The organism is Pseudomonas petroselini (assembly GCF_045037875.1).
GTDB lineage: Bacteria > Pseudomonadota > Gammaproteobacteria > Pseudomonadales > Pseudomonadaceae > Aquipseudomonas > Aquipseudomonas petroselini.
In genome coordinates, this window is sequence record NZ_CP173614.1 from 1,498,579 (window position 1) to 1,516,446 (window position 17,868).

The 17,868-nt window shown below is 55.4% G+C and carries 9 protein-coding genes and 1 pseudogene; 5 read left to right on the top strand and 5 right to left on the bottom strand.

The features are described from left to right. Positions 1–145 precede the first annotated feature (145 nt). The gene (locus ACI512_RS06870) at positions 146–1,465 is read right to left on the bottom strand and encodes an OprD family porin (protein ID WP_012722078.1); all 1,320 of its coding nucleotides are present in this window, start codon (positions 1,463–1,465) and stop codon (positions 146–148) included. Positions 1,466–1,689: 224 nt separating this feature from the next. Here ACI512_RS06870 and ACI512_RS06875 point away from each other — a divergent pair, with 224 nt between their 5' ends. Both ACI512_RS06875 and ACI512_RS06880 read left to right on the top strand, forming a co-directional pair. Next, a complete protein-coding gene (locus ACI512_RS06875; RefSeq protein ID WP_012722079.1) occupies positions 1,690–2,022 on the top strand; it encodes a DUF2790 domain-containing protein in 333 nt (110 codons plus the stop codon). A 385-nt stretch (positions 2,023–2,407) separates the two neighbouring features. Continuing rightward, positions 2,408–2,839: a methyl-accepting chemotaxis protein gene (locus ACI512_RS06880; protein ID WP_405121884.1), complete on the top strand. Its 432-nt coding sequence runs from the start codon at positions 2,408–2,410 to the stop codon at positions 2,837–2,839. Between the two features lie 115 nt (positions 2,840–2,954). Here ACI512_RS06880 and ACI512_RS06885 read toward each other — a convergent pair whose 3' ends face one another. Beyond that, the gene (locus tag ACI512_RS06885) at positions 2,955–3,764 is read right to left on the bottom strand and encodes an AraC family transcriptional regulator (RefSeq protein WP_236379759.1); all 810 of its coding nucleotides are present in this window, start codon (positions 3,762–3,764) and stop codon (positions 2,955–2,957) included. A 150-nt stretch (positions 3,765–3,914) separates the two neighbouring features. Here ACI512_RS06885 and ACI512_RS06890 point away from each other — a divergent pair. Continuing rightward, positions 3,915–3,995 (top strand): annotated as a pseudogene (locus ACI512_RS06890) (lysine transporter LysE); the annotation flags it as partial. A 43-nt stretch (positions 3,996–4,038) separates the two neighbouring features. Then, positions 4,039–5,133 (top strand): D-alanine--D-alanine ligase, encoded by a 1,095-nt coding sequence (ddlA, locus tag ACI512_RS06895; protein WP_236379761.1) that lies wholly within the window; start codon positions 4,039–4,041, stop codon positions 5,131–5,133. A gap of 152 nt (positions 5,134–5,285) precedes the next feature. On the opposite strand, the gene ggt is transcribed toward ddlA, so the two are convergent. Then, positions 5,286–7,115 carry a gamma-glutamyltransferase gene (ggt, locus tag ACI512_RS06900; protein ID WP_405121720.1) on the bottom strand — a complete coding sequence of 610 codons (1,830 nt, stop codon included), beginning with the start codon at positions 7,113–7,115 and terminating at the stop codon, positions 5,286–5,288. Positions 7,116–7,323: 208 nt separating this feature from the next. On the opposite strand from ggt, the gene ACI512_RS06905 reads away from it, so the two are divergent. After that, positions 7,324–11,649: an AvrE-family type 3 secretion system effector gene (locus tag ACI512_RS06905; RefSeq protein ID WP_405121721.1), complete on the top strand. Its 4,326-nt coding sequence runs from the start codon at positions 7,324–7,326 to the stop codon at positions 11,647–11,649. Between the two features lie 671 nt (positions 11,650–12,320). Here the strand turns inward: ACI512_RS06905 and ACI512_RS06910 are convergent. Together ACI512_RS06910 and ACI512_RS06915 are read right to left on the bottom strand one after the other, a co-directional pair. Beyond that, entirely contained in the window at positions 12,321–13,346 is a 1,026-nt protein-coding gene (locus ACI512_RS06910; RefSeq protein WP_405121722.1) for a hypothetical protein, read from the bottom strand. Positions 13,347–13,545: 199 nt separating this feature from the next. Further along, positions 13,546–17,358 carry a hypothetical protein gene (locus ACI512_RS06915; RefSeq protein WP_236380566.1) on the bottom strand — a complete coding sequence of 1,271 codons (3,813 nt, stop codon included), beginning with the start codon at positions 17,356–17,358 and terminating at the stop codon, positions 13,546–13,548. Positions 17,359–17,868 lie beyond the last annotated feature (510 nt).

Genomic DNA, 17,868 nt, shown 5'->3' on the forward strand with positions numbered 1-17,868 from the left:
ACAAAAGCCGCAGAGATGAGATGTGTTCGGTGTGCAGTGTAAAAAGTGCAACTTAACGAGAAGGTGAGGCCGATATTACAGTTCTGACAGACTTCAACCTGTGAACAGATGTAGGCCATCGGCAAGTGAATGTAAGCGCTGTGCCTTAGAGCACTGCCATTGGATACTCGACAATCAGCCGAACTTCTTCCAGGTCCGACTCAAATGCACTGGAGCGCACTGTGGCCTGGCGAAGTCGCAGCGATAAGTCCTTTAAGTTGCCAGCCTGTACGACATATTTGGCCTCGATATCCCGCTCCCAGCGGCGCTGATCGGTGAGTGGATCACCTGCCGCATCGCGACGCATGTACACCGCGTTGGCGTTGCTGTAGTCGGCGCCAGTGCCTTTGCCATAGCGGGTCATGAACGACAGGCCGGGGATGCCGAACGCCTGCATGTCCAGGTCGTAGCGCACCATCCACGAACGTTCCTTGGGCGAGTTGAAGTCGCTGTACTGGATCGAGTTGTTCAGGAAGATCGAGTCCGACTGGCGCAGGTAATCGAAGTCGTCATCGCCGTTGTTGCGCTGGTGTGATACGGCCAGGCTGTGGGCGCCGACCTTCACCCCAAGCCTTGCGCTCCAGATGTTGTTGTCGAATTCACCCAGGCGTTTCTTACCTTCGTCCACGGCTTTGTAGTAGTTGAAGTCGCCGAACAGCGAGACGTCTTCATTCAGCGGATAACTGGCGGCGCTGCCGACGTAGTACTGGTCCCAGGCATCCTTCAGGCGGCTGCTGTAGAGGCTGACACTGAGGTGTTTGTTGACGCTGTAATCACCGCCGAAATAGCCGACCCAGGGCGAGTCGACCTGCCCCGCGTAAAAGGTCGCAAAGCCTTTGTTCATGCCGCTTTCGGTCGGTTGGCTCATGCCGCTCAAGCGTCCACCCTGCAGGGTCAGGCCCTCCAGGCTGGTGTTTTGTGCGGTCACGCCACGAAAGCTTTCCGGCAAGACGCGCGAATCGCCGTAAGCCACCACCGGGGTCAGCGGGAATACGTCGCCGGCCTTGATCACGGTATCCAGCACACGCAATTTCGCGGCGCCGCCGAATTTGCTGTAGTTGTCCTCGGGGTGGTTTTCGCTGTCCACCGGTAGAACGCCGAACGAACCCTTGCCGCCGCTGCGACCGGTGCCCGAGTCGAGTTTTACCCCGACCATGGCGAACGCATCCAGGCCGAATCCTACGGTGCCTTGGGTAAAGCCGGATTCGAACTTGCCGATCAATCCCTGGGCCCAGGCTTCGGAATAGCCATTGCCGGTGGGGCTGGACTGGCCCTTGCGGTCATCGCGGTTGAAGTAAAAATTACGCGCCAGCACGTTGAAGCTGCTGCCTTCGATAAAGCCTTCGGGTTTGTCTTCCACGGCCACGGCGGCCAGGGGCAAGGCGGCGCACAGTGAAAGGGGAAGGCTGAAGTGACAGATACGCATGGTTTTGCTCCTCGGTAATGGCAGTTATCAGCTTCTTATGAGCGGGCGTTCTTATTGATCTGGCCCGGGCTGATAGTTGCAAACCGTGGATAACGATGAAGTGGCAAGAACATTACAATTCTGGAAGCTCACGCGTATCTAACAAATAAGTAATGTTCTGGTGAAGGTGGCGTCAGGGTCCGCTGGTTAGTCTCGGCACTTAACGATCAGTCGAGGAACTAACCATGAACTTTTATACCGTTGGCCTGGGTGTGTTAACTGCAATCTTGTCGTTCGGCGCATTGGCCGAAGGTGGGGGCGACCGTACGTTTGCGCTGATGATGGAGCGCAATCAAAAAGCCATGGCCGACTACGCGGCCAAGAAAGGCAAGCAGGCACCTGAGGTACAGGCCTATCGCTATGGCATGGCGCTGGACATCGCCAAGGTGGTCAATGTCACGCCGCCGATCCGCTCGTGCAACCCGGTGCCGTCGCGCATGACCTATGAAGACTCCAGCGGCAAACTCAATACCCTTGAGTATCAAGTGATGGGTGTGTGCCGAAATAACGGCAGTTGATGGATCCAAAAATATAGTTGGGTCGGGGCTCAAGCCCTCTTAAGAAAATCCTGGAAGCGCCGATGCAGGTCAGATTCATCTCCCCCCATTTGGTCATCGGTGCCCCATGTTTAACACCCGTTTGAAGCAGGAGCTGTCGGCTCTTCGCGAAGAATTGTCCAGCTTGGATCAGGTCAAGGAGAGCCTGGAAAGTGAAATGCTGTGCCTGACGCTGGACGCCAATGACCGGCTGTACAAAGTGGTCAAGTTCGCCACGGTGATCACCGACCAGGTCAACCAGGAACAGGCGGTCGCCGAAGCGGCGAGCATTGCCTACAGCACCTCGCTGCAAACCGACAATAGCGCCCAGCGTGGTACCACTGTGGTGACCCAGGCCGTGGATGTGATGCGCGACCTGGCCAGGCACATGCAACAGGCCGGCGACGGCATCGAGGCGCTGAACGCTCAGTCTCAAGTGATCGGCAGCATCGTCAAGACCATCAGCGGTATTGCCGAGCAGACCAACCTGCTGGCGCTCAACGCTGCCATCGAAGCGGCGCGCGCCGGTGAGCAGGGCCGTGGTTTTGCGGTGTTGGCCGATGAAGTGCGGCAGCTGGCATCGCGGACCAGCAAGGCGACCGAAGAGATCGTCGGCGTGGTACGTCAGAACCAGGACATGGCCCGTGAGGCGGTGGCCCTGATGACCGACGGCCGCCTGCAAGCCGAGCAAGGCCTGGCCCTGGCCGCCGAAGCGGGCACGGTGATCGTGGAAATCCAGGACGGCGCCCAAAAGGTGGTCAGCGCAGTCGGGCAGTTTGCCAACCAACTGTCCACCTGACCCGTGGGGCGCTTGCTTGAGGTTGCGTAGGTTTTTTCCGCGCCGAAAGCCGCCTGCGCTGTTGTGCTCCTGATGCCCTGCGCAGCCCACACTGAGCGCATTTCCCGTCGGGATTTCAGCGCCCGAGCATCTTCACCCAACGCGACGGCGGCATGCCGTAGGTGCTGCGAAATTGCCGGGTCATGTGGCTTTGGTCGGTGAAGCCGGCGGTCAACGCCGCGTCCACCAGCGATTGGCCCTGGGCGAGCAGGCTGCGCACCAGGTCCAAGCGGCGCATGGTCAGGTAGCGGTAGGGGCTGGTGCCGAACAGCAAGCGAAAATCCCGTGACAAGGCCCAGCGGTCGCGGCCGGCGTGGTCGGCCATTTCATCCAGGGTGATGCTGCGGCCCAAGGCGCTGTGGATAAATTCCCTGGCGCGTTCGGCGGCGACGTAATCGAAGGCCTTGCGGCTGACGATCCCTCCCGAGACGTTGCTGAGCGCGTGGGTCAGGTCGAACAGGGCGTCCTGCTCCTGCAACGGGTCGAGAGGGTTATCCAGGTTCTGCAGCAGCACTTCGCTGGCACGAAACAGCCTGGGGTCCGTGGAGAGGCCACTGGGGATAAACGGCAACGGCTTGCCGCCGAGGATCTGCTGGATCAGCGACGGCTCTACGTAAATCATCCGGTACTTGAAGCCCTCGTCACTGCCGGCGTGACCATCGTGGGTTTCATCGGGGTGCAGCACCATGGTCATGCCGGGCAGGCTGTGGATCATGTCGCCGCGATAGTGAAAGCTTTGCACGCCAGTCAAGGTCCGCCCGATGGCGTAGGTGTCATGGCGATGCGGGTCGAAGGCGAAACCGGCAAAGTAAGCCTCGATACGGTCCAGGCCACTGGCATGCGGGGCGCGGTGCAGCCAGTCGAGGGTGGCGGTGGGTTTGCCCATGGTGACTTGTCACAAAAAAGAGGTGGGAACACGTTAACTGAGTCTGCACCCCTTGTCTGCCGGGGTCTTGTACGATTGTGCAGGGCGGGGGCGGGGCCCATGATCGCCGTTCCTGCCTTGTGCTGATGGACCTGCCGCCCATGGAATTCCTCAACACCGCGCAATTGGCTCGACCGCTTTGCCGGCGGTTGCTACGTGCTGTTCGGTGCACATTTGGTAGCGAACCGCTGACGGCCCGTGGTAAGAAGCCTTACTTTCAACAGTGAGGCCGATCATGAGCATGGTGCGGGTAGGTATTATTTTTGGTGGCCGTTCGGCGGAGCATGAAGTCTCGTTGCAATCGGCGCGCAATATTGTCGATGCACTCGACCGTACGCGCTTCGAGCCGGTGCTGATCGGTATCGACAAGGCCGGCCACTGGCACCTCAACGACACCTCGAACTTCCTGCTCAACCAGGAAAATCCGGCCCTGATCGCGCTCAACCAGTCCAATCGCGAACTGGCTGTAGTGCCCGGCAAGGCCAGCCAGCAACTGGTGGAAACCTCAGGCGCGGGCCTGTTGGAACATGTCGATGTGATCTTCCCCATCGTCCACGGCACCCTCGGCGAAGACGGCTGCCTGCAAGGGCTGTTGCGCATGGCTGACCTGCCTTTCGTCGGCTCCGACGTACTTGGCTCAGCGGTGTGCATGGACAAGGACATCAGCAAGCGCTTGCTGCGCGATGCCGGCATTGCCGTCACCCCGTTTATCACGCTGACCCGCAGCAATGCCGCGCGCACGTCCTTCGATACGGCGGTGAACACGCTCGGCCTGCCGATGTTCGTCAAACCGGCCAACCAAGGTTCGTCTGTAGGCGTGAGTAAAGTCGGCACCGAAGCCGAGTACCACGCTGCCGTTGAACTGGCCCTGGGCTTTGATGAAAAAGTGTTGGTTGAGTCCGCCGTAAAGGGCCGTGAAATCGAATGCGCCGTGTTGGGCAATGAGCACCCCATCGCCAGCGGGTGTGGTGAGATCGTGGTGAGCAGCGGTTTCTATTCCTACGACAGCAAATATATCGACGACCAGGCCGCCCAAGTGGTGGTGCCGGCCGCTATCAGCCATGACGCCAGCGAGCGCATTCGTGGACTGGCCATTGAGGCGTTCGAGGTGCTGGGCTGTTCCGGTTTGGCGCGGGTCGACGTGTTTCTCACCGACGACGGCAACGTGCTGATCAACGAAATCAACTCATTGCCCGGCTTCACCCGTATTAGCATGTACCCCAAACTGTGGCAGGCAGCAGGCATGAGCTACAGCGAACTGGTGAGCCGCTTGATCGAGCTGGCGCTGGAACGGCATGCGGGGCGCAAGGGGTTGAAGATCAGTCGCTGACCGACCCCGGGCCTTGTAGTGAGCGGGCTTGCCCCGCGGTGGGCTGCGAAGCAGCCCTAAAACCATCCACCCCAAATTTTCCTGACCCACCTCAGCGGTCCTCCTAGGGCTGCTTCGCACCCCAGCGCGGGGCAAGCCCGCTCACTACGTGTTCAGTCGCCGACTGCTTCGCCTTCACGTCGAGGGTCGGCGCCGCCGCTCAGCGACACCTTGCCTTGGGCATCCCGCGTGCGGACGATGGCCTGTATGCCACTGGTCATATCGATCTCGCCGAGCATATGGCCCTTGTCCTTGAGTGCCTGCTTCAACGCTGGGCTGAACATACCGGTTTCCAGCTCGGTCGCACCGTTGCGACTGCCGAAATTGGGCAGGCTGATCGCGGCCTGGGGGTCGAGTTTCCAGTCGAGCATTGCCACCAGGGACTTACTCACGTACTCGATGATTTGTGAGCCGCCGGGCGAGCCTACCGTGGCCAGTAATTCGCCGCTTTTGCGGTCGAACACCAGGGTCGGTGCCATGGCCGAACGCGGGCGCTTACCGGGCTCCACACGGTTGGCGACACGTTGGCCGTCCTCTTCGGGGATGAACGAAAAGTCAGTCATCTGGTTGTTGAGCAAAAAGCCCTGGACCATGACGTGGGAGCCAAACGCTGCTTCCACCGTCGTGGTCATCGAGACGGCCCCGCCCTGGTCGTCCACCGCCACCACTTGCGACGTGGAGATGCGCAGCGGCGAACGGTCCGGCGCGTACGCCACCTGGATGCCTTCAGGCGTGCCCGGCTTGGCGATGCCCATGCTGCGCTCGCTGATCAAGGCGGCCCGTTTGGCCAGGTAGTCCGGGGCGACCAGGCCAGCGACGGGCACGGGGACAAAGTCCGAGTCGGCCACATAAAGCGCGCGATCAGCGAAGGCCAGGCGACCGGCTTCGGCGAGCAGGTGCACGGCTTCGGGTGTGGGTTCCAGGCCTGCGGGTGATGGGCTTTTCACGGGTTGCATCGCGGCGATGGCCAGGCTTGGATCCTGGGCTTGCAGTGCTTGCAAGGTACCCAGGATTTGCGCGATGGCGACCCCGCCCGAGGACGGTGGTGGCATGCCACAGACTTTCCATTGCTGGTAGTCAGTACACAGCGGCGTGCGTTCCTTGGCGGTGTAGCCCTTCAGATCCGCCACGGACAGGCTGCCCGCATTGCGATGACGCTGCACCTTGCTGGCGATCTCCTCAGCGATCGAACCATGGTACAGCGCGTCCGGTCCTTCCTTGGCGATGCGTTTGAACACCTCGGCCAACGCCGGGTTTTTCAACAGCGTACCGGTGGCTTTCGGCGTGCCGTCGGCATTCAAAAAGTACGCCGCCATTTCTGGCGATTGCGCGATGTAGCGGTCGGCCGCGATCAAACTGTGCAGGCGCGCAGAGATCGCGAAGCCGTTTTCCGACAGCCGGATTGCCGGTTCGAACAGCTTGGCCCATTGCAACTGGCCCGTCTTCTTGTGTGCCATCTCGAGTGCACGTAGTACCCCAGGCGTACCGACTGAGCGCCCGCCCACCTGTGCGTCGGGAAACGCCATCGGCTTGCCGTCGGCCTTCAGGAACAACCGCTCGGTCGCACCGGCCGGTGCGGTTTCACGGCCGTCATACGCATGCACGTTTTTGCCGTCCCACAGCATGATGAACGCGCCGCCGCCGATGCCGGATGATTGCGGCTCTACCAGCGTCAGCACCGCCTGCATCGCAATCGACGCATCAATCGCCGAACCGCCCTGGCGCAACATCTCGCGCCCCGCCTCGGCGGCCAGGGGGTTGGCTGCTGCTGCCATATGGCGCTCGGCGTGTTGGGCCGTCAGGTCGGTACGATAGCCGGAACCCAGCTCGGGTGCCGGCGGCTGTTTGTTGACGGGGGAATGGCAGGCAGTGAGCGCGAGGGCTGCGGCAATCACTGACAGTTGACGGCGGGAAATTGAAAACACGCGCTGAACTCCGTTCATTTTGAGAATGATCTGTTGTCCTTGGGGACTGCGTTTTACCGGTAAATCGTGCCGTGCGGGTTGGCTCTGTGTGGCGGGAAATCACCCGCGTACAGGTGAACGGTTTGTTCGAGTGCATGAAGCTGCCGTCGTGATTAGTCACACGTGGAACCAAACAAAGCCGGGGCCCACTAGACAGCTGTGATTGATTTCGTTCGGGAGCACTACCATGCACATAGAACTCGACCCTCTTAAGAAATTACAGCACGACCTTAGCAAGTTTTTGCCGAGGTGGAGCCAGGAGTCCCACCCGCGCACCCCCCCACCATTGTTGCCGAACATGTCGCTGAACCACTATCGAACGCTGCAACCGACCTCGATGCAGTTCGATGTCGGTCTCAAAGACGGGAAGGTACAGGCTGATACGACCCTGGCAGGGCGTGATATCGCCCATCACCTCAACCAACCGAATAAACAGTATGTGACCGACGGTCCTTCTGCCGCTGGCAGCCAGACCTTGCGGATGAAGGATGAGCGCCAGTATCTGTTCCATATTCAGTCCACGCCGGCGGTTGCTGCGGTGTTCAAAAGCAGTCTTCCTGATGCTTCCGGCGGTGCCGTCGATAGCCCCGGTCGTGCTCATATCGGGAGTGTCAGCGCTGTTCAAACGACTGTAGAGGGCCAGCAGTTCCGTCTGGAGGGCAGGCGACTGTTTCGCTTTGAACCCCTCACGTTGTCCTGGACGCCCGACGCGGATGCCCGTGCATTCAGCCGTATTGGCCTGACGAAAGAAGGGCAGTTGCTGAAGACCCCCGAGGGGTTTGCAGACAGCAGCGCGCAAGGGCGCATGACGGCGCTGCTGAGTCAGTCCCCGCAGGGTTCGTGCGTGCATCTTCAGGGCGTTGGCGAGCAGGTCCTGCACCCCGTCGATGAGACAGGATTGCCTGTGCAGCTCACGCGTATTGGGGTGTCGGGAAGCACGTTGTACGGCGCTACCTCGGACGGTGAATGCGTCTTTGCAGACCTGCGCACGGCGCAGGGGCATGCGCTTCCGATGGTCCCGCAACCGGTCGACTCGCTGGAGCGGGCGTTGAAGGGGGCCGTCAGTGTGGAAGGGTTCTTTCATGATGACGCGGGGCAACTCAATGCCCAGGTTCGCGACGCACGCCAGCAATTGCACAGCGTCCCCTTGAGTGAGGGCAACGCACTCAGCCCGCAATGGAACCTCAGCGATGTGTTGGTCAAGGGGATCGAGAAAGGTCTGCCGCTGCCCAGCCTGCAGGCGCTGGCGGCGGCGGTTGATCTCGGGCAACGGGGCAAGGTTGCGCTGGATGCCGGCAGTCTGCTGACGTGGGATGACGCGGCCCAACGCTGGGAAAACGCGGCCCAACCGGATCTCGAGCATCTGGAGCGGGGGCTGGATGGTCGCGCCTATGTACTGCAAGACGGGCAGTTGAAAGCGGTGGCCATCAGTAAAGTGCGCGACCCGTTGATTGAAGGGGCCAGCCATGATCTGGCGGCTCTTCCTGCGCCGCGCCCGCACGTCTCCCTGGACGAGGTACTCGCGGGGGATAGCCACCGGCGCGTGACGGGATTCGCCGTGGCGGATGGTCGTAATTTTGTCACCGTGGACCAGGATAACCAGCTTCAGGTCCATCAAGACGGGGTCTCCAGGCCGTTGCCCCTGTCCCCGCCGATTGACATAAAGACACTGGCGTTGGATCACGAGGGCAATCTTTATGCGCACACCCGGGGTGGCGAGTTGTTCAAGGCGGATCATCAAGCCTGGCAAGGCAATACCGCGATTGCGCAAAGTTGGCGCAAGGTTGAACTCCCGGATCGACAACCTTTGGAGTCGCTGCGGATGGGCGCCGATAAGCACTTGGTGGGTGGGTGGAATAAGCAGTTCCACCGACTGGATACGGCCACCGCCAGTGCGATGGAGTGGGGCCCGGTGTTATCGACCACCCCGGCACCGTCACTGGCCGATAAGTTGGCGGGCATGCCGGTGCGTGCGCCGTTTTCCGGCGGTGCGCTGACGGTAAGCAGCAACGTCATGGGGCAAACGCGGGAGGGCATGCCGCTCAAGCGCGATTTTTTCCAAGGGGTCAAGGCGCACTTCCACCCTTTGCAATCGCTCAGCCAAATGGGTAGGGATATACAGCAACACTTCAAAGGCCGGCGGGGGCTGGAGCCGGTCTATGCGGACGGTAAGCGATTGCACGACCAGCTCCAGCCCCTGGCCCAGAGCAAGCCGGTGCCAACGGATCTGGAGGCGCGGCTCACGTCCCTGAGCGGGCCGGGGCAGCGGCAGGCACTGGCCGGGCAGATCCGCGACGCACTGACCAAGGTCGAAAAAAGCAGCCAGTCCAGCGCTCGCCGCCTGGGGGATACACACGGGGTCGCGTTTGACCCTCGGCCCACATTGAGCAGGGCGACGATTAACCCTGGTTCAACGCTGCATCAGCTGTATGAGGCGTTCAAGCGGGTCTCTCCGTCGGCGGAAAAGTCGACCGCTGTGATGTTGGCCAACTTTGAGGGACAGAACCTGGCGCTTCCCGCTTGGCAGCCAGGACGCAAGCGCGACCTGGACCATCCCTCGGCACTTATCGAGGGCGACCTGATTCATCATGCGAACACGCTCAAGCAATTGGCGGACCTGGCTCAAGCGCTTGACGGTATGTCAGGTCATAGCCCAAGTGCCCTGGCGCGTATTGAAACGTCGCTGAACGACATCATGCAGGCGTTTAAAGACAGCCCTGTACACACAATGGCCAGTCAGGGTATCGCCAGTTACGGTCAAGCGGAGTCGCTGTACGGCAACTTCAAATTGTTGGCCAAGGACCTTGGAACACCAGGATCGGCTCTTCACTGGCATCTCTCGGGCCTGTTGGGGACGCCCTCCGATGCGTCCATCAAGGAGGCAATGACCCAGCAGGTACAGCAACTGGGCAGTGGCCAGGCACTTGCGCCTAGCCGCACCCAAGGTAAAAGCCTGGGGTTGATGGTGACGGGGATAAAGCCCATGGCATCCGTGGAGTTTTTTTTGGGAGCCTCCAAGGCTCACACCCACGGCGTGAGTATCAGCCGTACCGACAAAGGTGCTCGGGTTGAGATCAGTGCGGACGATATGCGGCGACTGGCCGGTTCGGTGGGCTGGGGGCAGACGCTAGGCACCAGGCCGGGGCCGGTGGGGCCTGGTTTCAGGGTCGCTGGTGAACTGACCGCGGCGGTGGCCAAGACCACCGGGGCGAGCATCGAATTTGACGTCAAGGAGGCAGATTTTGGCAAGATGATGTCGATCCTGACCGGCGAGCAGGGCACGGTCTACGACTTGCTGGCGCTGGGTGACGCGCACGCTGCCGGCACGAGTTCGAAGCTCAGTGGTGATGTAAGCCTGGACGCGCTCGCGCAATTACGCCTGATGTACAGCCCAGAGGAAAACATCGCCGAGCTGGACTCCGTGATTCGCGCTGGCATCGGTTGGGTGGGCAACCTCAATCTCGCGCATGCGGACAAGAGTCAGTCCACCACGCACACCGCAACGGGCGCCAGCCAAGCGACGTCAACCAGTGCGCAACTACTCAGGCAGGGCGGCGTGGGGGCCAATTTCGCGCCGGTCAATGTATTGGCGTTAGGCAGTCTCGAAAGCGGTGGGCCGAGCGTGGCTGGGTTTGCGTTGCCGGAGCTCTCGGTCATGGTGAAGTTTGATCGCGGGGAATCGCAGGCCTTCAGCTTTTCTTTCAAGCATCCGGAGCCGGTCACTCAGTCGCAAATTGATGACCTCAAACGCAGCGTCTCGGCCTATTCGTCGACCTTCAAGCATGATTTGGCGGGCATTGATCAGTCGGGCACTACAGCGGATCAACAGTTGGCTACAGTGCAGCGATTTCTCGCGGCCCATCCGCCCATGGTGACCAAGCCGGACGCTTACCATGCCATCAGCCAGTCGTTGGATAAGTTGATGACCCAGCAAGACCTGGTGAAAAACGGGCTGCGCCAACTGGCGTCGGTCGAGTCCTCCGTCACACGCGTGGGGCTACGCGATGATGGGCGTCATGCCTGGCTGGATGATGTGGCACCGGCCAATAAAGCGGCCATTGAACAGTGGTTAAAGGACGACCCTCAGCTTGCCCGGGTGATCAATCAATTGCAGCACGGTGAGGGCACCTCGGTGAAGCTCGGCATGGAGCTCAAGCCGCAGATCCTGCGCACGATAGAGCGTCGCCATCTTGCCGGTGACAATACCGAGCCGCTGATCCGGCAGGCCCTGAGTGATCGTCGCAACCTGCGGGTTAAAAGCATGAGCCTGAGCTACACCGCCACCCAGTCCCATGGCATGTCCATACCCGCTGGGGCGAATCTCAGCTTTTCCAGCAGTGCCGGCTTGAGTTACACCCAGAAGCGTGTGAATGCTGACCTTGAATACGGAGTGGACCCCGATAAACCGTTGCGAATGAACCTGAACGATACGCTGGACCGCTTGCCCAGGCATGACCTGACCATTGACTTGGCAGACCAGCGCGTGAGGACACAAAAACCAGCAGTGATCTGAATCGCCTCCTCTCTACGGCGGCCCCGGCACTTTTCGCGAGGCATAAAAAAACGGCTTACCTTTCGGTAAGCCGTTTTTAGTACTTGGTGGCTACACAGACATTTGAACTGGATTGTTAACATGATGTTTTATCTGAGTTATTTAAAAGTTTTTTGATTCTGGGATGCATGGAGGGATACATGGTGTTTGCTGCTGGCGCAATATCATGCGCGATTTCACAGGGCGTCTGTGGTACTAGATTAACGCTCGGCTCACAACAAACTAGATCGCTGCATACCGAATAGTGTGATAACCGTCTTTAATGGGGCGGTACCGAGAAATTGGAAGTTTTTATAACCCCGTAAACCGCCAGTCGAAGTCTTAAGAGTATAGATCTGTCTTTCGTCTTGCCGGGTTATCAACTGAATGAAACCACCGCTAAAGACTTCGTCAGCTTATCAAAAAACTCTGGCGGGTTATAGGTTTCGCTATGCTGCTAGATCAAGTATTCGAAACGGCTGAGAGCCAATGAGACATTATATTTACTGTCGAAAGGATAAGATCGATGCGGATTTCACACGTGGAGCATGTTGTTGATCATCTTGGAGAGATGAATCGGCGCCCGCATGAGATTTTCTATTTTGGATTCTAGTGGTTCGCTTATTTTTTATATCAACTTAATTAATATTCATCTAGGGGTACTCTTGTACACCGAAGCTTTGTATCATGCTGCGACGGCCATCCATGATTTTTGAAATCTGTTCAAAATACAGTCCCAGTCTTCTAGATTCTTCATTATATCCTTTCCACGAGAAAGGTATGTTTTTATTGGTTAAGCTTTCAATAAATGTGATATGTGTTAGTGCGATAAATATTCTATAAAAATTAGTCGCGCGGTTGAAATTGTTTCCAAGCATGTGAACTATTATGTGTCTATTAAATCCATCATTTTGTAATTCCGTAGGCTTGTAAAGGACGTCCTTAAAGAACAGTCTAAAGCAGTTTATAATGTCGGATTGTGGGCATATGTGTGTATAAAAGTCTACCTCAATGCTGTCGATACCGTATATCCCGGGATGCCAGTTGTAATCGCTAACACGACGACTTCCCCAGTTTTTTAAAATGCTTCTAAGTCTTTTTTCGAAAACTGTGCCCTTTACATTTTTATTGTCTTCTTCTAAAAGTAAGTTTTGTAGGTTTCGTAGTCCTCCTTCAAAGACCGGTATTAATGACATTATTGCTGAGTGGTCAAGTCCCATGTAAAAAGATTCTATTGATTCAAGGATTATTAATTGATAATCTTTAAGTGCATCGCTTTTTGAGAAGTAATTTAAAAAGTATGCTGCCGCTAAATCCATTTCGAATATATTATTAAGCCAGTTTTCAACAGCGCTAGCTGGGTCCCGCGCTGACGTGGCTTTGTGAAAACTACGCGACATATCTCCCTGACCTAAATATAAAGGCACTGGAATACCATACGGAAGCATACTAGATTGAATTAAAGTTGTTCTTCCCCAGTTTCTGTTGTAAAAGTCAATGGAATGTTTGAGTAGTAGAAAGGTTTCGTTGTCGCAGGTTATTTTAAATCCTGGTCTGCCCACATCTACGTCGTTCACTGTTACTAATGTGCCTGCGCTTCGCTTGAAGGTTTCAGTAATTAATGAGGCGCTTAGTTCGGGTTGCCTATAAAGACTTTTTAATATTTTTGCGTGATCCATTTCACACACTCCCTGAGTGATTAGGTTTAGGGTGTTGATGTGTTGGTTTTGTGTTCAGGTTGATTGTTATGTGTTTTTTTGATTGCTGTTGGGGAGTGATCGAATAATGTTGGTTAAGTGTGGTTTTTGAGTTTTTAGGTCTTAAAGTATCGTTGAATAAGATAGGTTTTTTTTCAATGGGGACGCACATGGCAGCTCCTTATTCGAAACTTTGTTCATTGCTTTTATTACGTTGCCGCTCCTTCTCAATCCAAAGTTCGAGATCGGGAAGGATGTCGTTAATCCAATCTGTAACATCCGTATTGTGGTGGTCCATTAGTTTTAGAATTTTCGAGCGTCTTCGCTCTAGAATATCAACTAGAGGTCCTACTCCGCTCCGGGCTTGCAAGCGCGTGTAATGGTCTCCGAGAAAGGCCGTTTTGTTGGGCGCATATTCCAGTAGCTCTAAGAAAAGTGTGTCAATATCATCACTATCTTCGCCGTTTTTATGCTTGAACATGGGTATGGATTGACCAAGTAACTCGTAGCGCAAGATTGGGTCTATACTTGCCCACTTATGAAGCGCCGTTGACTCAATTTTTTCAATGGGTGAATCAAAATCAAAGTGTAATTCGATAAAGTGGCTATTGTTTGTCGTTGCGCCATGAAGCAAGAATATATCTAGTGCAATTAATGTTTGAGTTTCGAATAGGCCTTCGATCAGGTGGCGTACTTCGTGGGGGGATGTTTGATATGACGCAATTGCGTTATGGAGGTTGAAACACATTTCGCGCGCAGTTTCTTCACCTTCGTCCCCTGAACAACAAACACGCACTACTGTCTTCATCTGGTAATCGTGGCGTGGTTTGTTTTTTTGAAAGTTCATGCGCGTTAACAGGCTTCGACCAATTTTAATAATTGACTGATCCCAAGGTTTTTCTATCTTCGCGTCATTGAAAAAATGCATGCTTAGAATGTCGAGAGCAACCGCCACACCGTCCGCCAAGTTAGCTACGTCGAGTAGAAGTCCCCCCAGGTCCTTCGGCGGCGATTCGATGACACTACCGTTGGCTATTTGGTTAAATTCCGTTGAGTTCATTACGCCTTTACTAATCGCGTGTCTCAGACGTTTGATTCCCGCGCTATCAATTCCAATCCGAGCCTGGAGGAACGGTAGGTATGATCTTAGGTCGGGATTATTAATGGTGGAGTCCAGTATTTGCGATGTGAACGTGGCATCACGTTGATATGCAAAATTTACAAAGCCACCGAGAACCGTTGGGTCGCGTTTTTCAAGTGTGCTCAATGCAAACGTATCAACTAGCTCTTGCCACATTGCAAGTAGATCAGCGGCACCTTCAGCAAGTCCTTGGCCACATTCAAACACACGTTGCTGGTTTTGTGAGGTTATCAACTCAGAAACAAATTCCTTACGTGTTTTATCGTCTTGTGCGAGAAAACGACCTACTTCCTGAGCCATCTTAGAGGCTCTTTCCCACGGCCGCATGACATCGTCGTCATCTGGGTCGCCGTCGACAATGTCCCAGCCACTCCCATCTCCGCTTAGAACTATAGCGCGTGCCTGATGGAGAAGGTCTAACGGTTTCAATTGATCAATAATTGTATGCAACTTTTCCTTAATGTTCGGACGCATCGTATTGCCCTGGTACCTAAGCGTTGCTCGAAAAGCAAGCCAACCCTCAATCCAAGGTTTTTTTCTCACTAAAGACTGGGCGATACTTTCAAGTAACTCGTGGCATTGCTGTATTGCCCATAGTGCTCGAATTCTACGAGCGATGATTTTAGGTAAGTCATCAATAGTCTCTGACAGATCTGCACTGAGCGAAAGGGCAGAGTTGTACCAATCCGAAACATCTCTATTGAATTTCGGAGACCAGCCCCAATCGCGTGGCCTAGCGCCGAATTCGAAGCTGTTCGATGACGTGAAACTACCGGTCATAAGCATCGCATCAAGTGCAATTGATGCACAGTGGCGTTGCCCTGAGTCAATTGATGTGGCTAGTTTTCCGATCACTTCGCATCTTTTAGTCGGTGGCGCTTGCGTACCTGATAGGTATAAGTGAAAAAGCTCCGCAAAAGTGTCACGTGCGGAATTGGAATTTCCCCTATTGCTTTCAAGTTCGGTTGATACAAATCGGGAAAGCAAAATTGCTGATCGTTCGAATAGTTGTGTGTCGTATGCAAGCATCTTGATAAGCCGTATCAACTGCCAACGATTTGAGAAAGTAGGCGCTAGCATTAGTTCAGCATTGTCACCACTAAGGTCGAGCTCAATTTTGGCAAGCACTACATCAGGAGCAACAGGAGCTAGATTAGTGATGATCTGAAGCCCTTCCGCCTCTATCGAAAATAAGTTTATTAGAGTACTGTCGGCAGATAGCCAGCGGGAAACCACTGAACTAGCTTCAGGACTATCGTGAAGAAAACCCAAACGTCGTGAGAGCGACTTCTGCATTCTTGGTGTCAGATTTTCGAAGAAATAGTCGAACTCTGCGGGGGGGATTCTTGCCAGTGCGGATGCAGCTAAAAAGTTAGAAATTGCATGTGGTAGAATTGCCCGCCACCGGCCACGGGATTGTGCTATGCCGCGTTGTCCTAATCTTATAAGGGCTGCATACATCACATTCGTATTCACTGTACGAATGCGCGAGATTTTTGCTAGTTCACTTTCGTTCGAACTGTCCTCACCATCAATTGAATAAAGAAGTGAGAGATCTTCAACTGCGAGGAGCAGATCTTGATCGTGTTCATTGCGTTGCTGGAAGATTCGCTTAAATAAGTCGCGGTTTTTGAGTTTCCCTAAAGTTTCGCCTTTTCTCAGAGTGTCGGATATAGCCCGAGCTACGCGGAAGTTGCCATCGCTAAATTCTGAAATCCTACCCCGATCAACCTGTGATACGTTCGGGAAGGTCTGTTTCAGCCATTGTGCAACTAGGTCAGTTGATGCTGAGCGGAGTCGAAAAACTTCGGTTTGTTCTGGCTCGTCATCGCTTACATCATACTCGATAGTCAGCAGGCTGACGCAACTTTCACTATGGGCGCAGATGTGTGCGAGTTCGCTATGAGTGGCGGGATTGCAGTTATCTACTACCAAAATAGCGCGATTGCCTCGTGTTATAAGTTCGCGCGCCATATCCCGTGCAGTCGGATCGGTCTCCACAGAATAATCAGTGTAAACCGCAAGGCTAGGATCAAGTGACTCGATCCCCACTTGACTTTCGAATAGGGCTTGCACAAGTCGTGTCTTACCAAGACCTGATAAACCGACTAATCGAATGCAGCGACCTGGGGTTTTTAACGTCTCGCGTAGCTTGGCGATGCCTTCGGCGATGGTTAGTTGTATTGGCTCTCGGCTCCCCTCATCTGTTAGACATGCGTTATCGTCAGAGAGAAACTTGTTTGGCTCGACCACTGTCGTTCCGATCCAGTTGCCTATGCTGCTCCATCCAGCTGAGCGCAACCCGATTTGCATACGAACCCACGCTACAATACCCGGATATTCGTTGACCCAAGTGGCCAACCTGTCTCGATCATAGAAGTCTGTGTGAAGTTTTCTGGCATCACGATGTTTACCAAGCTGCTTACGGATCGCGTTACGCCGATCCGCCAGCGGCTTATCCGCGACTGATCCTTGGGCGCTTACGATAATGTACGAACCGGATGCTGCAGCTAGCTCACTGATTACGGCTCGCAGTGTGCCTTTGGGGCGCATCTCGTCCCGGATCGCACTTGCCGGCATGTCGGGTTTTTTAACCTGAAAACCTGTGAGCTTTCGTGGTACGAAATCGGGTTTAGTAAGTGGACCAAGACACTCAACACGAACGTCAAGTCCGCCGTCCGCAGCATCTTGGTTGCCACCTGCGGTAACCGACGATAGCGGGCATCCTTGTGCGCGTAGCTCAGATAATGCCAAGCGCGCAACGAGAGTGCGTAAATTGCCGTCGCTCAGATTTGAGATGTCAGACCCTGTTATTTCGAACATAGCTAATGCGATGCCTTGGTTAAAACTCATTAGGCGATCATAGCTGAGGAAAGAATTTTTAGTTCGACGTATGACGGAAGTAGGGATTAAGCACCGCCTCTAGGCTTAGACAGGTAGTCGCGAGTGCTGATCACCTAGACCACGGGATTCGGTACGGTTAGATATTCACTCATCCCGACACCCTCTATCTGGGTCGCCCACAGCGATTAGGGGGGCGCTGGCCGCCCCTTCTTACCTGACACCTGAACACCTTCAGTAAGAGCTGGCAGAGTTGGGTAGGGTGTCTTGGCCACATACCAACCTAATGCCCAACCGGATACGGAACCCCCAATAGCCACTTGAATCTGTAAAAACATCGGGGTTCGAATTACCCCAATCCTAGTCACCTTCCAAAGGACCCGTGATCGAAGCGAAGGTGCCGTGTTTTGGCTGCTGTGTAATTGCACTGACTTGATCACCCTTTTCATTCGACCTGACCAGTCATTGCGTCAGATTTGACCAGCACAGGTTGTGGGTGTGACCGGCAGAGATCGACCCGTA

What these genes read in the sequence shown, in the direction of transcription:
- ACI512_RS06910 (WP_405121722.1), bottom strand. Translation starts at nt 13,346, where the DNA reads ATGGATCACGCAAAAATATTAAAAAGTCTTTATAGGCAACCCGAACTA.
- ggt (WP_405121720.1), bottom strand. Translation starts at nt 7,115, where the DNA reads ATGAACGGAGTTCAGCGCGTGTTTTCAATTTCCCGCCGTCAACTGTCA.
- ACI512_RS06905 (WP_405121721.1), top strand. Translation starts at nt 7,324, where the DNA reads ATGCACATAGAACTCGACCCTCTTAAGAAATTACAGCACGACCTTAGC.
- ACI512_RS06885 (WP_236379759.1), bottom strand. Translation starts at nt 3,764, where the DNA reads ATGGGCAAACCCACCGCCACCCTCGACTGGCTGCACCGCGCCCCGCAT.
- ACI512_RS06880 (WP_405121884.1), top strand. Translation starts at nt 2,408, where the DNA reads ATGCGCGACCTGGCCAGGCACATGCAACAGGCCGGCGACGGCATCGAG.
- ddlA (WP_236379761.1), top strand. Translation starts at nt 4,039, where the DNA reads ATGAGCATGGTGCGGGTAGGTATTATTTTTGGTGGCCGTTCGGCGGAG.
- ACI512_RS06875 (WP_012722079.1), top strand. Translation starts at nt 1,690, where the DNA reads ATGAACTTTTATACCGTTGGCCTGGGTGTGTTAACTGCAATCTTGTCG.
- ACI512_RS06915 (WP_236380566.1), bottom strand. Translation starts at nt 17,358, where the DNA reads ATGAGTTTTAACCAAGGCATCGCATTAGCTATGTTCGAAATAACAGGG.
- ACI512_RS06870 (WP_012722078.1), bottom strand. Translation starts at nt 1,465, where the DNA reads ATGCGTATCTGTCACTTCAGCCTTCCCCTTTCACTGTGCGCCGCCTTG.